Consider the following 15,798-nt stretch of genomic DNA (forward strand, 5'->3'; position numbering starts at 1 on the left):
GCCGATTGGCTACGCTCCACTTCGTTATATCGTGGTCACATCAGGGGCCCGTTAGGGGAACGTAAGAGGCAAGGAAAGACAAATGATCCCAACTCAAACACCAGTGTTCTTGGACTGCGATACGGGAATCGATGATGCGCTGGCATTGGCCCTCTGTCTTGCCAACCCCAGCCTGAAGCTCGTCGGCGTTGGGTGCGTTTCTGGGAATACTGATGCCGAACAGGCAACGCGAAACACGCTTGATCTTCTTGCTTTAGCGGGACGATCGGGGATACCAGTCGCGACTGGTGCACACGACTTCCTTACCCACCCTTATGACGGGGGAGTGCCCCATATCCATGGGGAAAATGGCGTTGGCAACGTCGAACTTCCCGCGTCGACCCAAGCCGCTGATACGAGGAGTGCGGCCGAGCTTCTGATCGATCTCGCGAGCGAGTATACGGGTAGCCTCGTTGTTATTGCTGTCGGACCGCTGACGAACCTTGCGCACGCGATTGAATTGGAGCCGGCGTTGCCACAGCTCGTGAAAGAGCTTGTCATCATGGGTGGCGCACTACGCGTGCCCGGAAATGTTTCGCCTGTCGCAGAGGCCAATATCGCGAACGATCCCGAAGCGGCGCAGCGGGTCTTTGATGCCAAATGGCCGATTACCTTGGTTCCTCTTGATGTGACGATGCAATACCCGATGTTCGAAGAACATCGACGAGCGCTACTGGAACACTCGCACCCCTTCGTCAGCGCGCTCGGCGAGATCCTCAACCTGTACTTCGACTTCTACACGGACGTCTTCGGTCGGCGTTCATGCGCGCTCCACGATCCGATGACAGTGGCGCTCGCCAGCAGAATGTCGAGTGCCAAGCGGAGCGAACAGATGCGAGTCAGCGTCGATACCACCGATGGTGAAGGACGAGGCCAAACAATCGAACGCCTCGACCCGTCGGGCAACGTCCGCGCCGTATTCGAACTTGAAGACGAGCTTGCAGGGCGCTTGGTTCAACAGCTGGTGAGGTTTTACTGAGTGCCCGCCTTGAGGATGCTGGTTTCACGGTGGTGCCGTTTGGGCAAGGCTTCAAAGACATGTCCCCACCGTCGAAGGAACTCATGAAACTTGCCTTAGAGGGCAAGCTAACCCATGGCGGGCACCCAGTGCTGGCTTGGATGGTCGATAACATTCATGTGCGTACTGACCCAGCAGGAAACATCAAACCCGACAAACAAAAATCCGCCGAGAAGATCGATGGAGTCGTCGCTACCATCATGGCCTTAAATCGGGCAATAAGATGCGGCAACACCCCAGAGGCGAGCTCAGTTTATGATTTGCGGGGACTTTTGGTGCTATGAGGTGGCCAGGGAAGGATGCGGTTAACGCGGGTGGCATAGCGGGTGTATTCGTCACCGAATTTGTTTTCTAGCCAGCGCTCTTCGGTGTGTTTCATCAAGACGCTCAGGCCTACCCAATAAATCACTGGTAGGGCTAGCAGCCACCAGTTTGCTTGCACGAGCAAGAGACCGCAGTTCAACAGCAAAAAGGCTGCGTAAACGGGGTGGCGCACCCATGCGTAAATCCCACTGGTCATGAGCTTGCCGGTCTTGACACTTTGGACCATGTGAGAGCCAAAGACCGCCGCACACCACACAATTACGGCCTCCGCAATCACGAGCAGGCCTGCTGCAATCATGAGTATTCGTATCCACGCGTTAGCGATAGCGCCGTTTGATGCGAGACCTAAATAGCTGAGAATGCTCGCCGTGACCGTGAGCGCGAAAATAGCCGATACATAGATAGGCCCTACCCCTAGCACGGGAAGATGCGAAGTGCCGGCCGTGTTCATAGAGATATTTTCGCATATCCAGGAAGGAACTTATATGGGTCTAAAAACTGGCTACGTCCCAAAGCGTGCGAAGCTAAAAACCACCATATAACGCCGTTCTATTCGTTTCTATTTGGGCCGACATCTGCTGGGCGTCTGGTGACAGAACGTTTCGCGATGCAGATGACTGCTGTCTATGGCTACGTACGGATCTTGGCTGAGGCGATAGCCGGGCTACTGGAGTGGCCTAAGGATTAGGTCCACGTGGTTTAAGCGTTGACCGTGTTTTCTTGTCTCCATTGTTCCGCATATTGTCGTGGGCTGAGGTAGCCCAGCGAGGAATGCGGATGGAAGTCTTTGTAACGTCGTGACCGCAGATTTACGAGCGGGCGAGCGTGTTCCAGGTTCTCGATACTGTTGTCCTCTAACAGCTCGTCTCTCATCCGGTTGTGGAACGATTCAACGAACCCGTTATGCCATGGCTGACCGGGCGGGATAAACGCTTGGAATGTCCCATCCTCGGTTGCCCACTCTTGCAGTGCGTGAGAGATGAATTCGGGGCCGTTATCCATCCGGATCACCCTGGGACGTCCACCATGCTCGAGGCAGGCAAGGTCGAGCAGTTCAATCACCGAAGCAGCATCAAGCTTCCTAGCAACTATGAAAGCGACGTGTTCGCGGGTTTCAGACACTCCCAGATTATCCCGCAGACGATCCTCAACAAGCCTGACATCCCGCTCCCCAAAAACTTTTATATAGTTCCTTGGCATGCGAAATCCTCTCACAAAAACCTCGGAACAAAACCCGGGATGCTTCAACGCCGAATCCTTGCTGTGCGGGGGAGGGGGAACCTTGTGAGATACTAAAATATGACTATCGCTGAATGGATTGTGCTCGCGGTTCTCGTGCTAGTTGGATTTGCCATTTGGTGGCATTTCTCTCTGCGAAGGAGAATTGACAAGAGAATGCATGAAGCTCCGCCCGAAGAGCGTGAAGCTTTGATGAAAGTTCAACGAGATATTGATCGTGGCAAGGCGGCGCGCCAGGGATTCTTCTTCTAGGTACCGTAGACTGCGACTCGTCTACAAGGAATGTCTGATGACTGGGCTTGGCCAGGATCGCGCTAACCAGAGACCTGTGGCAGCCAAATTAGTTGATCCGTCTGTGTGAGTATTCGGTAGTCACGATAGGGCGCCCAACGCATGAACTTTGGGTTCGGACACGAGAGTTCTTCTCGGAGGTCTCTTGATACCCTAGTCTGCACTCTGTGGGGCTACTCGTTCGAGAACGAGATCCGGGTCAACGCCGGACGCACTCACTTCGATGAGTCTTTCACCACCCTCTCAGCACAATTGAATCGAGTAGTTCTTAGTGAGTGCTGGGATCTGTGAGGATCTGAGCCGTCGCCAATCCTGATTCCCTCAACTCCCGTGATTTGTTGAGCTTACGAACAATTTGTTCGGGCGTGTGCTTACTGAACTTTTTCACCATTGCTCCATTCTCCCCACCTAGTGGCGGGACATCAATGGACAACACTCAAGTCACCTGGACCCAAAAACCAAGGACACTCCACTACCACTGCACGTATACCGTTACAAGGACGGTGGCGACAAGGAAAAGCCCTCGAACACCCCTTATACCGGCTGTTGCATGATGAAACTAACCCCGAGATGACGAGCTTCGGGTTTCGAGAAACGGCAACAAGATCGCCGTGTTGGAGGAGGGCATGAAGTACTCGCCCGTGGAGGCAAGCGTTGCTACGAAGACTGAGCCTCACTCGATCCCCAATAGGTAGTGCAGAGTTGCCAGCGGTGACTCCGCACTACCTATAGCTGCGGCAACTGAGGTTGTTTGCGTTCCACAACGCCAAACCGTCCCGCACCTACGCCAACACAACTACGCCATACCAGCACGCAACTGACCGGTCTTTGGATCCACACCGAAACCCCAGCGCCCAGAACCAGCCTGCCCATTCCCAGGAACGCGCAACATCCCCTGCTGTTCAGCCTCAGCGACCAGCGTCCCATTACGCGTAAACACCTGATAACGAACCAACGTACGCGACGAATTCACATTTGAACACGTCCCATCGAACAACAACCATTCATTAATATCCACATCGCGGTGGAACCACATCGCATGATCCAACGACGCAGCCGACATGCCAGGAGTCATCCAAGACAACCCCAACGCACGCATCGCAGGCTCCAACATCACCTGATCAATCACATACGCCAACAAAGCGCGATGAACATGCTGGCTCGCCTCAGCAGGCACCTCGGCACGAGGCTTCATCCATAACTGCTGGCGACTGGCCAACGACTCATCCGACTTCGTATACAGCGACTGCTGAACATGGCGCACATCAAATGCCGTTGTTTTCCCCAAAAAACGCCCAACCGGATGATCCATCGCCCGAAAAATCTCCAAAGCGCTCGAAAGCTCTTCCGGCGGTGTCACGGCAGGGGAGTCAGACGTGAAAGCCAAGCCAGCCTCGTTCTTTTCGTACGACGCCTGCAACGCCAGAATCTCTTTCTCACCCTGGCGACACACAACCCGACGCGAAGAAAACGAACGCCCATCGCGAAGACGTTGAACCTCAAGCTCAAACGGTATTGACGGGTCGCCACCACGCATGAAATACGTGTGGAATGAATGAGGAAGACGCCCCTCATCCATCGTCGCAGCGGCAGCAACCAACGCCTGCGCCACAACCTGGCCACCATAAACACGCCTCACCTGAGGCAACGAATGGCCAACAAAACGATCGTGACCAGACTCCTCCAAAGCCAAAATCCTTAATACAGAAGCAACAGGCTCAGTAGAAATCAGCGGAACATCAATGGGATGAGTCATGTATCTATTTTCACCTGAAACTTCGCGCACGCCACCGCACAATCCACCTACCCTAGGCGCAGAAAGCCGCCTACTGTCAACACTAGACAACGTAGAAAAGCTGCAAAAAACAGCCAAAAAACACTAGCCTGACCGTGTTTAGTGATTGCGATCATACGTTTAAAGGGCTACCATGTGATGCGGATCGCAACAGGACTATGCCTTGGAAGGAAGGAGCGGGATGGAATCGGCTCTCGCGTTGGTTGACGCCCTCGGTGGATCTTCCAACATCATCGACATCGAACCGTGCTCCCTCCGCATCCGAGTCGAAGTAGGCAACCAAGCAAACGTCAACGAAGACGCACTCCGCATGCCGTTCGTCCTAGCAGTCGTCCGATCCGGTAACATCGTCCAAATCATCGCAGGCACAGAATCTGACGACATCGCAGAAAAAATGGCAACTGTTGTCAAAAGGGACACTGCCAACGAAGCGTAACTAGAGTCGCGTCCACTTTGCCGGCCAACGGTTCCCAAGGGCAAGACTGACGCATAGACTTGGCTGTACGCCCGCAACCAAAGGAGTCACACGTGGACTGGAGTGCGCCAGCAGCGTCCGATATTGACACGCTACGAGCCCTCGCCGACAAAAACGGTGTCGCAACCTTCTTCTGGGACTGGTACGGACAACAAAAATTCGTTTCAGCTGACTCTCTGCTCGCTGTCCTCAAAGCACTCGGCGTCAACGTTGACGCCGACTCAACGGTCGGAGATATCCACCACGCGCTGACGGAAACAGAAGACCGATTCTGGCTTGCCACACTGCCACCAACGATCGTGGCACGCCAAGGACAACACCGTGATTTCCCCGTCCACGTCCCCCACGGCAACTGGGTGCACGTCACCTGGATCAGCGAAGACGGAACATCCGGCGACTGCACGCAACTCGACCGCTACATCGCCCCGCGCCAAATCGGTGACGCGCTGATCGGCCGCGCAACTTTCGAAACACCCGACCACCTGGCACCGGGCTGGCACCGGATCGTCGCAACGCTTGAAGGCGGAGAAGTCCACTCCGCAACCTTGCTTGTAGCGCCCAACCACATTGACAATGGCCCGCTCGCTGACGCCAAGCGACGCTGGGGCGTATCTGCACAGCTGTACTCAACGCGTTCGGCACGCTCGTGGGGATTGGGTGACGCTGAAGACCTTGCCGATCTCGCGTCAGTATGCGCCGACAGGGGAGCAGACTTCCTGCTCATCAACCCCATCCATGCGTCCAGCCCGATCACGCCGATGGAAAACTCACCGTACCTACCGGTTTCGCGCCGTTGGCTGAACCCCATCTACATCCGCCCCGAAGCAATCGACGAATTCGCCGACGCATCACCTGACGTTCGTCGATCCATCGAAGAACTCCGCCTAGCCACGAACGCTACCGATACCGCGGATGCGCTGGTCGACCGAGATCGCACGTGGGAAACCAAACGTAAAGCTCTCGAACTGATCTACCAGATTCCACGCTCGTACCACCGAACCTCGCAATTCACCCACTTCGTCGAAGAAGGTGGACGCGATCTGGCGAACTTCGCACTCTGGAGTGCCCTGGCAGAAGCAAACGAATCCTGCATCCTGCCCGACGAGATCGCATCCTCAACATCACCGTCCGCTGACCGTGCCCGCCTTGAACTGGCAGACCGCATCGAATTCTGGGAATGGTGCCAGTGGATCGTCTCCCAGCAGATGCAAGACGCGCAACGCGTCGCAACCGACGTCGGTATGGACATCGGCATCATGGCTGACCTTGCCGTCGGTGTTCACTCACACGGATCCGAAACCTGGTCCAACCGCCACGTGTTCGCCCAAGGTATGACTGTTGGTGCTCCGCCAGACATGTACTCCCAGCAGGGACAGGACTGGTCGGAACCGCCATGGTCGCCACGAGCCCTGGCACAGGCCGGCTACAAGCCGATCCGCGACATGGTCCGCGCAGCCCTCGCCAACGCGGGAGCCATCCGTATCGACCACATCCTCGGCCTCTTTCGCCTCTGGTGGATCCCAGCGGGCATGGGTGCCGGAAACGGCACCTACGTGTACTACGATCACGAGGCCATGGTCGGAACCGTGCTCCTAGAAGCGCAACGCGCCGGAGCAGTTGTCATTGGTGAAGACCTCGGAACCGTTGAACCGTGGGTCCGCGACTACCTGAGTTCGCGAGGCATCCTAGGGACCTCGATCCTCTGGTTCGAGAAGGATGGTGGCGGATGGCCACTTCACCCCGGCTCGTATCGCACCGCGTGCCTTGCCGCAGTGAACACGCACGACCTGCCACCGACTGCCGGATACTTGGCTGGTGTGCAGACCACTTTGCGTGACGAGCTTGGTCTGCTGGTCGAGGATGTCGAATCCGTGCGAGCCGCTGATCGTCTTGAACGTGAACAGGTGTTGGCTCGACTTCGTGAATACGGGTTGCTTGAATCCGCATCCCCGTCAGAGCGTGAGATCGTTGAAGCCTTGCATGCGTATGTTGCGCAGACCTCATCTCAGCTGGTCGTGGCATCGTTGGTGGATGCGGTGGGGGACAGGCGCCCGCAGAATCTTCCCGGCACTGACAAGGAATATCCGAACTGGCGTGTTCCGCTCTGTGATGCTGACGGTGTTGAGGTTTACATTGACGACCTTCCGGCCAATGAGCGTTTGAACTCCCTGTTCACCGTTCTTACGGCATCGGTGCGCGCTCGAAAGTAGGGGACTGGTTGGGTTTTCGCTGGCTGGTTTTGAGAGAGTGACCGGTTTGCGTGCACGGGCTACACCTGATGCGACGGTTTAGTGTCTGAGGGCGTGGTTGTGTCGCGTGAGGTGTAGGTGGTGCCACCGGAAAAGTGCTAGAGCTCCCAGCAGTCGGCGATTGCAATCCCGGCTCGAACGAAAGTCCCCGGCTTGACCAGCAATTTCATGGACACATCGGGGCGCAGAGCGATGACGGGAACAATCACGGCAAGGCCAGCACGGCGCGCAATGCTACGGTCCCACGTGATTAAAGGTGAGCCGGCTTTCACCGCATCGCCCTTAGAAGCGTGGACGGTGAACCCTTCACCCTTCAAGTTCACTGTATCGATACCAAGGTGAACCAAGATTCCTGTGCCCGACCGATGCTTGATCGCAAAAGCGTGCGGGTGAAGCGAATGAACTGTCCCCGAAATTGGAGCGTTCGCGATAGAGAGCGAGTCAGCACTCGCGCCAGCATCGCTCGTGCTCGCACCCACGTCAGCAACATCAATGGTTGCACCCGCGCCTTCGCTCTCGGGCACAATAGCGAAACCAGGCCCAATAATCTCTTGAGAAAACACAGGATCCGGCACGGCGGAAAGAGCTTCGACCGTGCCGGAAAGTGGTGCGTAGATCGTGAACGTCATGGAAGTAGATGCGTGATCTTCAACGAATGAGGTGCGCGGTCACCGCGTGGTGCGGGTTCGCGCCAAAGAAGGAACGAACTGTGCGCAGTGAACCGCAATCATTGTTGCGATGATGCCAGCTTCGATAATCGCGTGGGTCACTTGAGCTTTTCGATTTCCTCGACGATGGTTTCGGTTTCGGGGCCCATGACGACCTGCACCGAGTTTGCGACGGTGACAACACCGAATGCGCCCGCGTCAGAGAGGGCTTTTTCGTCGATCTTGTCTTCATCCGTGACCTCTGCGCGGATACGAGTGATGCACGCTTCGATCGTCTTAATGTTGTCCCAGCCACCGAGGGCTGAAAGGATGTCTGCTGCCTGACTCATGTGGGCCTCCTCAAAACACCGCAAATAGGGCATATGTCACATTTAGTTTAGTTTAGCGTGCTTTGGATGAATGTGCCCTGTTCATCGCGCATTAAGTGGGGAAAATGCTCACGTGGTGAGCGCGGCTTCGTCCCTTGGGTGAGATGCAGAAAGGACGAGGTCGCGACCACTAGATCAGCGCCAACTTTTCGAAGGCGCGGGCCAAACCGTCTTCTTCCAAGGTGGCGGTTTCGAACGTTGCGGCTGCGACGATTACGGGGTCGGCTCCGCCCATTGCGACTGACCTTCCAGCCACCTGCAGTGCTTCAAGGTCATTCATGGAATCGCCGATGGCGATGGTGTGAGCGATGTCGAAACCAAGATGGCGAGCAGCCAGCTGAATGCCAGTGCCCTTCGAGATTCCCTTTGGAGTCACCTCAAAAACCAGAGTGTTACCTGCGGGAATAGAGCCGGGGATGACGTCCATCGAGTCGGGGATAAGGGAGCGAACCTGCTGGTAGGTCGTGTTACCTGCTGGGATGTACGCCGTGCACTTCGCTGATGACTTCGGAAGACCCTCGCCAAGATAGGGGGCGATGGACTCGGCGTAGGGAGCCCAATCCTGGGGCTTCATTCCGGCGGTTTCAAGGAACATCTCCATGAATCCCTCGGAGGGGTGCATGGCGTCCGACCCCTGCCAGATCCACATTCCGTCAAGCTGACGCCACACATCGGTGATCGGTTCGATCAGCGCGGGGTCAACGCGTTCGTCCAGCAGGACTTCCTGGCCGACGCGCACGTAGCTTCCCGCTCCCGCAACGCACCCTGAAAAACCGAAATCCCACAGGTAGGGGTAGATTTCCGGGATCGAACGACCCGTGCACATGAACAGGGTGTGGCCGCCTTCGACGGCTTGCTCGCACGCTTGACGGGCGGATTCGGGGACCGTTTGGTCTTTGCCGATCAGGGTTCCGTCAAGGTCAAGGAAGATTAACTGGGCTGAAGAGGAAGCAGACGTCATGGTCCTTAGGATATCCGGTCGCTCAGACGCGATGCTCGAACGACCGTGTGAAGTAAGAGTGCAGGAGGGCTAGGAAGCTAGACCAACGCGACCACGCTTGGCATGCAAGCGCGCGATGGTCACAATCAGGCGCTGTAACGGAACATCAATTCCGGCAGCGTCAGCTTTCGCCACAAGAGCTCCGTTCAGGTACTCCAGTTCTGACAGTTTTCCTGCAATCAGGTCGCGTTGCATCGACGAGGTCGAGGCTTCCGGGTAGCTATCCAGCTCGCCGACGATCTTTTCGCAGTCCTCGTTGGTCAAATCAACGCCGCTGGCGCGCGCGACCGACTGGACCTCTTTCACGGACTTTGTCCAGAGAGCGTGGGTTTCGTCGAAGGAGCGTATTTCGCCGACGGTCGCGTTTGCCAGAACGTTCACGCCACCCATGGTGCAGATGACCGCGTACTTGTACCAGAGGTCGTGTGCGATCGTGGGGGACATGTGCGCATCAACGCCGTTGGCAAGCAGTGCGTCCTTGAATTCTTCGAGGATCGGGTACGTTCCGTCCAAGCCAATTGGTGCACTGCCGATGAGCATCTTTGGTCGGGCGCCGATCTGACGGACCTCGCCCGGGCCGTCGATGAAGGCAACGATGAAGGTGACGCACGGTAGTGCGTGCTCTGCTCCGAAGCGTTTTGCCACCATGTCGGGCGCAACGACACCGTTCTGGAAGGTCAGGACCAGCGTGTCCGGGCCGATCATCTGCTGGCAGTTTTCCAGCGGTTCTTCGAAGTGAGTGAGCTTGACGGTGATCATCACCAGGTCGCAGACGCCTACGCCCGTGCCGTCGGTGGTCACCGATGCGGGGTGGTAGGTGCGCGAACTGGATTCGGTGTGCACGATCAAGCCCCTGTCGCTGATTGCTGCGACGTGACGGGGAGTGGTGACGATATGAACCTCGGCGCCCGCATCCATGAGAGCACCTGCGTGGTAGCCGCCCACGCCGCCGGAACCAATAATTGCGATCTTCATGCTTCGATAGTGGCACGTTTGCGGGTGCGCGTCACCGGTTTGCGAAAAATTCTCAACTGTTAACACTCGGCAATGGTGATTTATGTACGAGGCCACGCATCTCTTCCCAGGCACCTGCGTCTGATAGGGGGCGCGATATGCGTAACGCTTCAACGACTATGCTTAATGCATACCCGCCTGACATCGATCAAGGAAAGCTCATGTCCGCCCAGCCGTTGCTGTCTGTCATCGTTCCCTCGTACAACTCGCAGGACTATCTGGATCGGGCGCTTGCGACCCTCGTTGACTACAACGATGAAGTGGAAGTATTGATCGTCAACGACGGCTCAAAAGACAACACCGGTGCGCTTGCTGATCGGTGGGCTTCAAAGTATCCGACCTGCGTGCGGGCTATCCACCAGGAAAATAAAGGCCATGGTGGCGCAGTCAATGCCGGTTTGAAAGTTGCCACGGGCACACACGTTCGCGTCGTCGATTCTGACGACTGGGTTGATCGCGCGGCAATGAACAAGGTGCTTGACGTTCTTCGTGAAGAACGTGCGAACGGGCGTGAACTGGATCTTCTGGTCACTAACTACGTCTACGAAAAGCAGGGCAAAGCGCACAAGCTGATTGTCCGCTACCGCAACGTCCTGCCACAGGGACGCACAATTGGCTGGGAAGACGTTCGTAAGTGCCGTTACACGCAGTACCTGATGATGCACTCGCTGACCATGCGCACCGAACTTGTCCGTCAGTCCGGTCTGGTCATGCCCGAGCACACGTTTTACGTTGACTTCATTTACTCCCACACGCCGTTCCCGCTGATTCGCACGATCCGCTACCTTGACGTCGACCTGTACCGCTACTTCATTGGTCGCGACGACCAGTCGGTCAACGAGCCCGTGATGATTTCGCGCTTGGATCAACTGATGCGCGTCAATCGTGAGATGGTGAAGGCTATTCCGGACCCGGACACGGTTCCGGCCAACCTCTATAACTACATGATCCACTACCTGCGCATTAACTGCGTGGTCTGCACAATCATGGCTGTTCTGTCGGGAACTGACGAGCACCTGGCGATGAAAGACCAGCTGTGGAAGGACCTTGAAGACGTAAATCCCGTCGCGGCCAAACGTGTTGAGTCCGATCTTCTGGGGCGAGCGATTCGCATGAAGAATGAATGGGTTCTGCGAAAAGGCTATGGGATTGTCCGAGCGCTCATTGGCTTTAACTGACCGGGCTTGCCCGTTCTGGTCGTTCTTTGTGCTCTGACAACGTGCTGTTGGCCGGAAGACTGCGTTCTTGCCACTAAACTGGGGGGAATCTGCATTGTGGGCGTGCGCGGTTGACACACGTGCTCTTGCCTGTGTGAAAGGACCGGTTGTATGGATCTTGTCGTTGTTGGCTCCGGATTCTTCGGACTCACGCTTGCGCGTCAGGCAGCCGAACTTCGCGGTATGAACGTGACTGTCGTCGAACGCCGTGAGCACATCGGTGGCAACGCATGGTCATCAGTTGATCCTGAAACTGGTGTTGAAGTGCACCGATACGGGACGCACCTGTTTCACACGTCAAATGAACGCGTCTGGGATTACGTCAATCGCTTTACGGCGTTCAACGATTACCAGCATCGCGTCTACACAAACCATCAGGGCGTTGTTTACCCGATGCCGATCAACCTAGGGACGATCAATCAGTTCTTCAATGCGGCCTACGGGCCAGACGCTGCTCGAGCGCTTGTGGAAGAGCAGGCGTCAGAGCTCGGTGGTAAAACTCCTGAGAATCTGGAAGAAAAGGCGATCAGCCTGATCGGTCGCCCGCTCTATGAGGCGTTTATTAGGGGATACACCGCGAAGCAGTGGCAGATGGATCCGAAGGATCTGGATCCTGCAATCATTTCGCGTCTTCCCGTTCGTTTTACCTACGACAACCACTATTTCCGCGACACCTACGAGGGGCTTCCCGTCGACGGCTACGGAGCATGGCTGACCCGGCTGGCTGATCATCCACGCATCACAGTGAAGACAAACACCGATTTCTTCGATGATTCACACGAATTCTCCAAAGAGCGCACGGTTGGTCAAACCGGTGTTGTGTACACGGGTGCAATTGATCGCTACTTCAATTACCAGGCAGGCGAGCTGAAGTGGCGAACCCTTGATTTTGAGACCGAAGTCGTCAATACCGCTGACTACCAGGGGTGTTCGGTGATGAATTACGCCGATGAAACCGTTGCCTACACGCGCATCCACGAGTTTGCTCACCTGCATCCTGAACGTGACCGGACGGGTGCGACGAACACAGTGATTATGCGCGAGTTCTCGCGCTTCGCCACTATTGATGACGAGCCGTACTACCCGGTTTCAGCGCCGACCGACAGGCAGACTCTGGCTACCTACCGCGAGCTTGCGACGCAGGAGGACAAGGTTCTGTTTGGCGGGCGACTTGGCTCGTATCAGTACCTCGATATGCATATGGCGATTGCGTCGGCTTTGACCCGTTTTGATGAGGTTGTTTCGCGCTGGTAAGGCGTGTACGCCAAGTCCGACTTCAGCCCTGAGGCGAAGGCGACGAAGATCCTGTCAAACGTTTAAGCGACCAATGTGCGCCTAGGTGTCTATCTGGTGGACATTTTGCCGGCACTTTATGCGTGGCCGTTACATTGAATGGAAATCCTGTCTATAGGGAGTACCCATGTCAACTCAAACACCTACGGCCGAGCAGCCGGAACGCAAGGATACCTGGACCGGTCAGACCGGCTTCCTCCTTGCCGCGATCGGCTCCGCAATCGGTCTGGGAAATATCTGGCGTTTCCCCGGTGTCGCCTACGCAAATGGCGGTGGCGCCTTCCTTGTTCCTTACCTTGTCGCGCTGATCGCAGTCGGTATTCCGATGCTGTGGCTCGACTACTCGCTTGGCCACAAGTTCCGTGGTTCACCGCCGTGGGCGCTGCGTCGCTTGAAAGCCGGTGGCGAGTTTATCGGCTGGTTCCAGGTTCTGGTTTGCTTCGTGATTATGGTGTACTACGGTGCCGTGATCGCATGGGGCGTTCAGTACATGATCTACTCGGTGAACCAATCGTGGGGCGATGATCCTCAGGGGTTCTTCCTGAATGACTTCCTGCAGACCGTTGATGGTGAAACCTTCTCATGGAGCCCCGTTGCAGCCATCATGATCCCGCTGGCACTCGTGTGGATGTTCGTCCTTCTGATCATCGGCCGTGGCCTGTCCAAGGGCGTTGAAGCAGCAAACAAGGTCTTCCTTCCGTTGCTGGTTGTCCTGTTCCTGGTCATGGTTTTTCGCGCAATCTTCCTCAATGGCGCGATCGATGGTCTGAACGCATTCTTCACTCCGCAGTGGGGACAGTTGTCCGACCCGCACGTGTGGCTCGCAGCCTTCTCACAGGTCTTCTACTCGCTGTCCGTGGGCTTCGGCATCATGTTGACGTATGCGTCCTACCTGAAGCCGAAGACGAACCTGACCGGCACCGCTCTGGTCGCAGGTTTCGCGAACTCCTCGTTCGAAATCCTCGCCGGTATCGGCGTCTTCTCTGCTCTTGGTTTCATGGCAGCATCGCAGGGTGTGGGCGTGAATGAACTGGAAGGCCTGACTGGCCCGATCTTGTCCTTCGTGACCTTCCCGCAGATCGTTTCGATGATGCCCGGTGGTTCGTTGTTCGGCGTCTTGTTCTTCGCTTCCTTGGTGCTTGCCGGTATTACCTCGCTACTGTCGCTCCTTCAGGTTGTATCCGGCGGTCTGCAGGATAAGTTCGGTTTCTCGCCGGTTAAGGCCTCCATGGTCCTCGGCGTTCCCGCAATGATTATCTCCCTGTCTCTGTTCGGTACCCGCTCGGGTCTGAACAACCTGGATATCGTCGATACCTTCATCAACAACATCGGCGTCGTGTCGACCGCTGTTTCGATGGCAATCTTGGTAGCGCTCTTCGCTCCGCGTTTGAAGGGCCTGCGCACACATCTGAACTCAGTGTCCAGCGTCAAGGTGCCGAAGGCTTGGGAAGCGCTGGTCGGCGTCATTATCCCCGCAGTGCTGATCTTCATGCTCTTCTCTGCGATCGTCGGCTACATCCAGGAAGGCTACGGTGGCTACAAGACCAGCTTCGTCCTGATCTTTGGTTGGGGCTCGGTTGCGTTCGCGATCATCGTGTCTGTAATCCTGACGCTTTTGCCCTGGAGTCATCACAGCGTCGATGCAGCTACGGTTGCTCACCTTGTTGAAGAAGACGAAGACGCTTTGGTTAATGCGACCGTTTCCGGCGCCGAAACCGCTGAGGTAACCCGTGAAGGAGGTGCATCGTGAGCGCAGCTGCAACCGTCATGTTCCTTGTGACGATCCTTCTTGTGTGGGGTGGCCTTGTTGCCTCCGTCGTGCTTCTCCGCACCCTTTCAGTTCCCGGGGACGAGGCCGAGGCTCCAGCTCAGTCGCTAGACCCGAAGGGCTCGACAACAAGCGAATGATGAAGCCGTGGAAGTGCCTTGCGTGGCGTTTGGCTTGATCGACGGCGGTGGCCGGTGATGACTGTTCATCACCGGCCACCGCCTTTATTGCATTCCACCCGAGTTTTGGATTAATACCCAAGGGGGGCTGATGCCCGAATTGTGTGTCTTTTTCCGGGCGTGTCGGGGTGCTTGAGTGGCCTGCCCAGCCTGTGCGGATATCTAGGGAGCCGTCTTGGTATGTGGGGGTGTAGTCGATGGCGTTGTCGTATTGGCCAGTCCTGGGGAGTTATCCACAAAAGTGATGAAGGGGCACTTATCCACAGAAGCGAGGGAATGAAGATGCGCCCTCAGCCGGTTCGGCGTTCAGTAAAAGCAGTCGTTTTCAACGAAGAAAGGATTGCATGATGACGCTGAATACTCTTCAACCAATGTCGGGCTATGAGGGACTGTACGGTCCACGCCATTGGGTTCACGAAACGGGGCTCTATGAACTGTTATCGCCCTATATGTGTCTTCCCGCTTTGAGCGATGATTTTGCACGTTTTGACATGATCGGATCCCACGTTGCTGGTGAGCTTCTGTCCCTGCTTCCCAAAGCAAACCTGGAAGAATCACAAAACTCCGGACCACAGGTGTGTGACCTATTGAAAGCGTGCGCGAACAATCGGGGAGTCTATTTGAGCGGATACGTTGTGTGTGCACCTCGTTTTGACGAACGGATCAGCATTGATGGAATCTATCTTCCTTCCACACCCGACTGCTCTGCGCAGGCTCCATATGCACGTTCGTTGGCGTTATGTTGGCCGATTCTTCGTGAAAAATACGGGCTGACCAGCGCTCAAGGGGATCCTGATGAATTTCTCTTAGTCCCCACCGATTTTCAATCACGAAATGGGTGGTGGATATGGTGGGACTGAA

The 15,798-nt window shown here is 56.1% G+C and carries 15 protein-coding genes and 1 pseudogene; 9 read left to right on the forward strand and 7 right to left on the reverse strand.

Going from position 1 to position 15,798, the window contains the following annotated elements; all coding sequences use genetic code 11:
* Positions 1–82 precede the first annotated feature (82 nt).
* Positions 83–1,018, forward strand: a complete 936-nt coding sequence (locus QP381_RS00005; RefSeq protein WP_006681222.1) for a nucleoside hydrolase — start codon at positions 83–85, stop codon at positions 1,016–1,018.
* Positions 1,018–1,341, forward strand: a pseudogene (locus QP381_RS00010) (terminase TerL endonuclease subunit); the annotation flags it as partial. The gene QP381_RS00005 and the pseudogene QP381_RS00010, both read left to right, overlap by 1 nt.
* On the opposite strand, the gene QP381_RS00015 reads toward QP381_RS00010, so the two are convergent.
* The 3 genes from QP381_RS00015 to QP381_RS00025 all read right to left on the reverse strand — a co-directional run bounded on the left by QP381_RS00015 (position 1,311) and on the right by QP381_RS00025 (position 4,667).
* On the reverse strand, positions 1,311–1,832 hold the full coding sequence (locus QP381_RS00015; protein WP_006681220.1) for a methyltransferase family protein: 522 nt from the start codon (positions 1,830–1,832) through the stop codon (positions 1,311–1,313). The pseudogene QP381_RS00010 and the gene QP381_RS00015 overlap by 31 nt on opposite strands.
* Before the next feature lie 248 nt (positions 1,833–2,080).
* Complete coding sequence (locus tag QP381_RS00020) at positions 2,081–2,581, reverse strand: integrase core domain-containing protein (protein WP_006681219.1); 501 nt, start codon at positions 2,579–2,581, stop codon at positions 2,081–2,083.
* A 1,126-nt stretch (positions 2,582–3,707) separates the two neighbouring features.
* On the reverse strand, positions 3,708–4,667 hold the full coding sequence (locus tag QP381_RS00025; protein WP_040318560.1) for an acyl-CoA thioesterase: 960 nt from the start codon (positions 4,665–4,667) through the stop codon (positions 3,708–3,710).
* A gap of 220 nt (positions 4,668–4,887) precedes the next feature.
* On the opposite strand from QP381_RS00025, the gene QP381_RS00030 reads away from it, so the two are divergent.
* Together QP381_RS00030 and malQ are read left to right on the forward strand one after the other, a co-directional pair.
* Complete coding sequence (locus QP381_RS00030) at positions 4,888–5,142, forward strand: PTS transporter subunit EIIB (RefSeq protein WP_006681216.1); 255 nt, start codon at positions 4,888–4,890, stop codon at positions 5,140–5,142.
* 92 nt (positions 5,143–5,234) lie between these two features.
* A complete protein-coding gene (gene malQ, locus QP381_RS00035) occupies positions 5,235–7,391 on the forward strand; it encodes a 4-alpha-glucanotransferase (RefSeq protein ID WP_006681215.1) in 2,157 nt (718 codons plus the stop codon).
* Between the two features lie 137 nt (positions 7,392–7,528).
* Here malQ and QP381_RS00040 read toward each other — a convergent pair whose 3' ends face one another.
* The 4 genes from QP381_RS00040 to QP381_RS00055 all read right to left on the reverse strand — a co-directional run bounded on the left by QP381_RS00040 (position 7,529) and on the right by QP381_RS00055 (position 10,441).
* Positions 7,529–8,059, reverse strand: a complete 531-nt coding sequence (locus QP381_RS00040) for a PTS sugar transporter subunit IIA (RefSeq protein WP_285067305.1) — start codon at positions 8,057–8,059, stop codon at positions 7,529–7,531.
* Positions 8,060–8,196: 137 nt separating this feature from the next.
* Positions 8,197–8,427, reverse strand: coding sequence for a glucose PTS transporter subunit EIIB (locus QP381_RS00045; protein WP_006681213.1), 231 nt, complete (start codon positions 8,425–8,427; stop codon positions 8,197–8,199).
* Positions 8,428–8,596: 169 nt separating this feature from the next.
* Positions 8,597–9,427, reverse strand: coding sequence for an HAD family hydrolase (locus QP381_RS00050; RefSeq protein WP_006681212.1), 831 nt, complete (start codon positions 9,425–9,427; stop codon positions 8,597–8,599).
* Between the two features lie 69 nt (positions 9,428–9,496).
* On the reverse strand, positions 9,497–10,441 hold the full coding sequence (locus QP381_RS00055) for a ketopantoate reductase family protein (RefSeq protein WP_006681211.1): 945 nt from the start codon (positions 10,439–10,441) through the stop codon (positions 9,497–9,499).
* Positions 10,442–10,641: 200 nt separating this feature from the next.
* Between QP381_RS00055 and QP381_RS00060 the strand changes: the two genes are divergently transcribed.
* The 5 genes from QP381_RS00060 (at position 10,642) to QP381_RS00080 (ending at position 15,797) form a co-directional block, all read left to right on the forward strand.
* Positions 10,642–11,658, forward strand: coding sequence for a glycosyltransferase (locus tag QP381_RS00060; RefSeq protein WP_285067311.1), 1,017 nt, complete (start codon positions 10,642–10,644; stop codon positions 11,656–11,658).
* A gap of 150 nt (positions 11,659–11,808) precedes the next feature.
* Positions 11,809–12,951: a UDP-galactopyranose mutase gene (gene glf, locus QP381_RS00065; RefSeq protein WP_006681209.1), complete on the forward strand. Its 1,143-nt coding sequence runs from the start codon at positions 11,809–11,811 to the stop codon at positions 12,949–12,951.
* Positions 12,952–13,117: 166 nt separating this feature from the next.
* Positions 13,118–14,740, forward strand: a complete 1,623-nt coding sequence (locus tag QP381_RS00070) for a sodium-dependent transporter (RefSeq protein WP_006681208.1) — start codon at positions 13,118–13,120, stop codon at positions 14,738–14,740.
* Positions 14,737–14,898: a MetS family NSS transporter small subunit gene (locus tag QP381_RS00075; protein WP_006681207.1), complete on the forward strand. Its 162-nt coding sequence runs from the start codon at positions 14,737–14,739 to the stop codon at positions 14,896–14,898. Before QP381_RS00070 ends, QP381_RS00075 begins: the two co-directional genes overlap by 4 nt.
* A gap of 386 nt (positions 14,899–15,284) precedes the next feature.
* Positions 15,285–15,797 (forward strand): hypothetical protein, encoded by a 513-nt coding sequence (locus QP381_RS00080; RefSeq protein ID WP_006681206.1) that lies wholly within the window; start codon positions 15,285–15,287, stop codon positions 15,795–15,797.
* Position 15,798 lies beyond the last annotated feature (1 nt).

The sequence above is a fragment of the Pauljensenia sp. UMB6358 genome (assembly GCF_030216865.1).
In the GTDB taxonomy this organism is placed as follows: domain Bacteria; phylum Actinomycetota; class Actinomycetes; order Actinomycetales; family Actinomycetaceae; genus Pauljensenia; species Pauljensenia turicensis_A.

What these genes read in the sequence shown, in the direction of transcription:
- QP381_RS00005 (WP_006681222.1), top strand. Translation starts at nt 83, where the DNA reads ATGATCCCAACTCAAACACCAGTGTTCTTGGACTGCGATACGGGAATC.
- QP381_RS00015 (WP_006681220.1), bottom strand. Translation starts at nt 1,832, where the DNA reads ATGAACACGGCCGGCACTTCGCATCTTCCCGTGCTAGGGGTAGGGCCT.
- QP381_RS00020 (WP_006681219.1), bottom strand. Translation starts at nt 2,581, where the DNA reads ATGCCAAGGAACTATATAAAAGTTTTTGGGGAGCGGGATGTCAGGCTT.
- QP381_RS00025 (WP_040318560.1), bottom strand. Translation starts at nt 4,667, where the DNA reads ATGACTCATCCCATTGATGTTCCGCTGATTTCTACTGAGCCTGTTGCT.
- QP381_RS00030 (WP_006681216.1), top strand. Translation starts at nt 4,888, where the DNA reads ATGGAATCGGCTCTCGCGTTGGTTGACGCCCTCGGTGGATCTTCCAAC.
- QP381_RS00040 (WP_285067305.1), bottom strand. Translation starts at nt 8,059, where the DNA reads ATGACGTTCACGATCTACGCACCACTTTCCGGCACGGTCGAAGCTCTT.
- QP381_RS00045 (WP_006681213.1), bottom strand. Translation starts at nt 8,427, where the DNA reads ATGAGTCAGGCAGCAGACATCCTTTCAGCCCTCGGTGGCTGGGACAAC.
- QP381_RS00050 (WP_006681212.1), bottom strand. Translation starts at nt 9,427, where the DNA reads ATGACGTCTGCTTCCTCTTCAGCCCAGTTAATCTTCCTTGACCTTGAC.
- QP381_RS00055 (WP_006681211.1), bottom strand. Translation starts at nt 10,441, where the DNA reads ATGAAGATCGCAATTATTGGTTCCGGCGGCGTGGGCGGCTACCACGCA.
- QP381_RS00060 (WP_285067311.1), top strand. Translation starts at nt 10,642, where the DNA reads ATGTCCGCCCAGCCGTTGCTGTCTGTCATCGTTCCCTCGTACAACTCG.
- glf (WP_006681209.1), top strand. Translation starts at nt 11,809, where the DNA reads ATGGATCTTGTCGTTGTTGGCTCCGGATTCTTCGGACTCACGCTTGCG.
- QP381_RS00070 (WP_006681208.1), top strand. Translation starts at nt 13,118, where the DNA reads ATGTCAACTCAAACACCTACGGCCGAGCAGCCGGAACGCAAGGATACC.
- QP381_RS00080 (WP_006681206.1), top strand. Translation starts at nt 15,285, where the DNA reads ATGACGCTGAATACTCTTCAACCAATGTCGGGCTATGAGGGACTGTAC.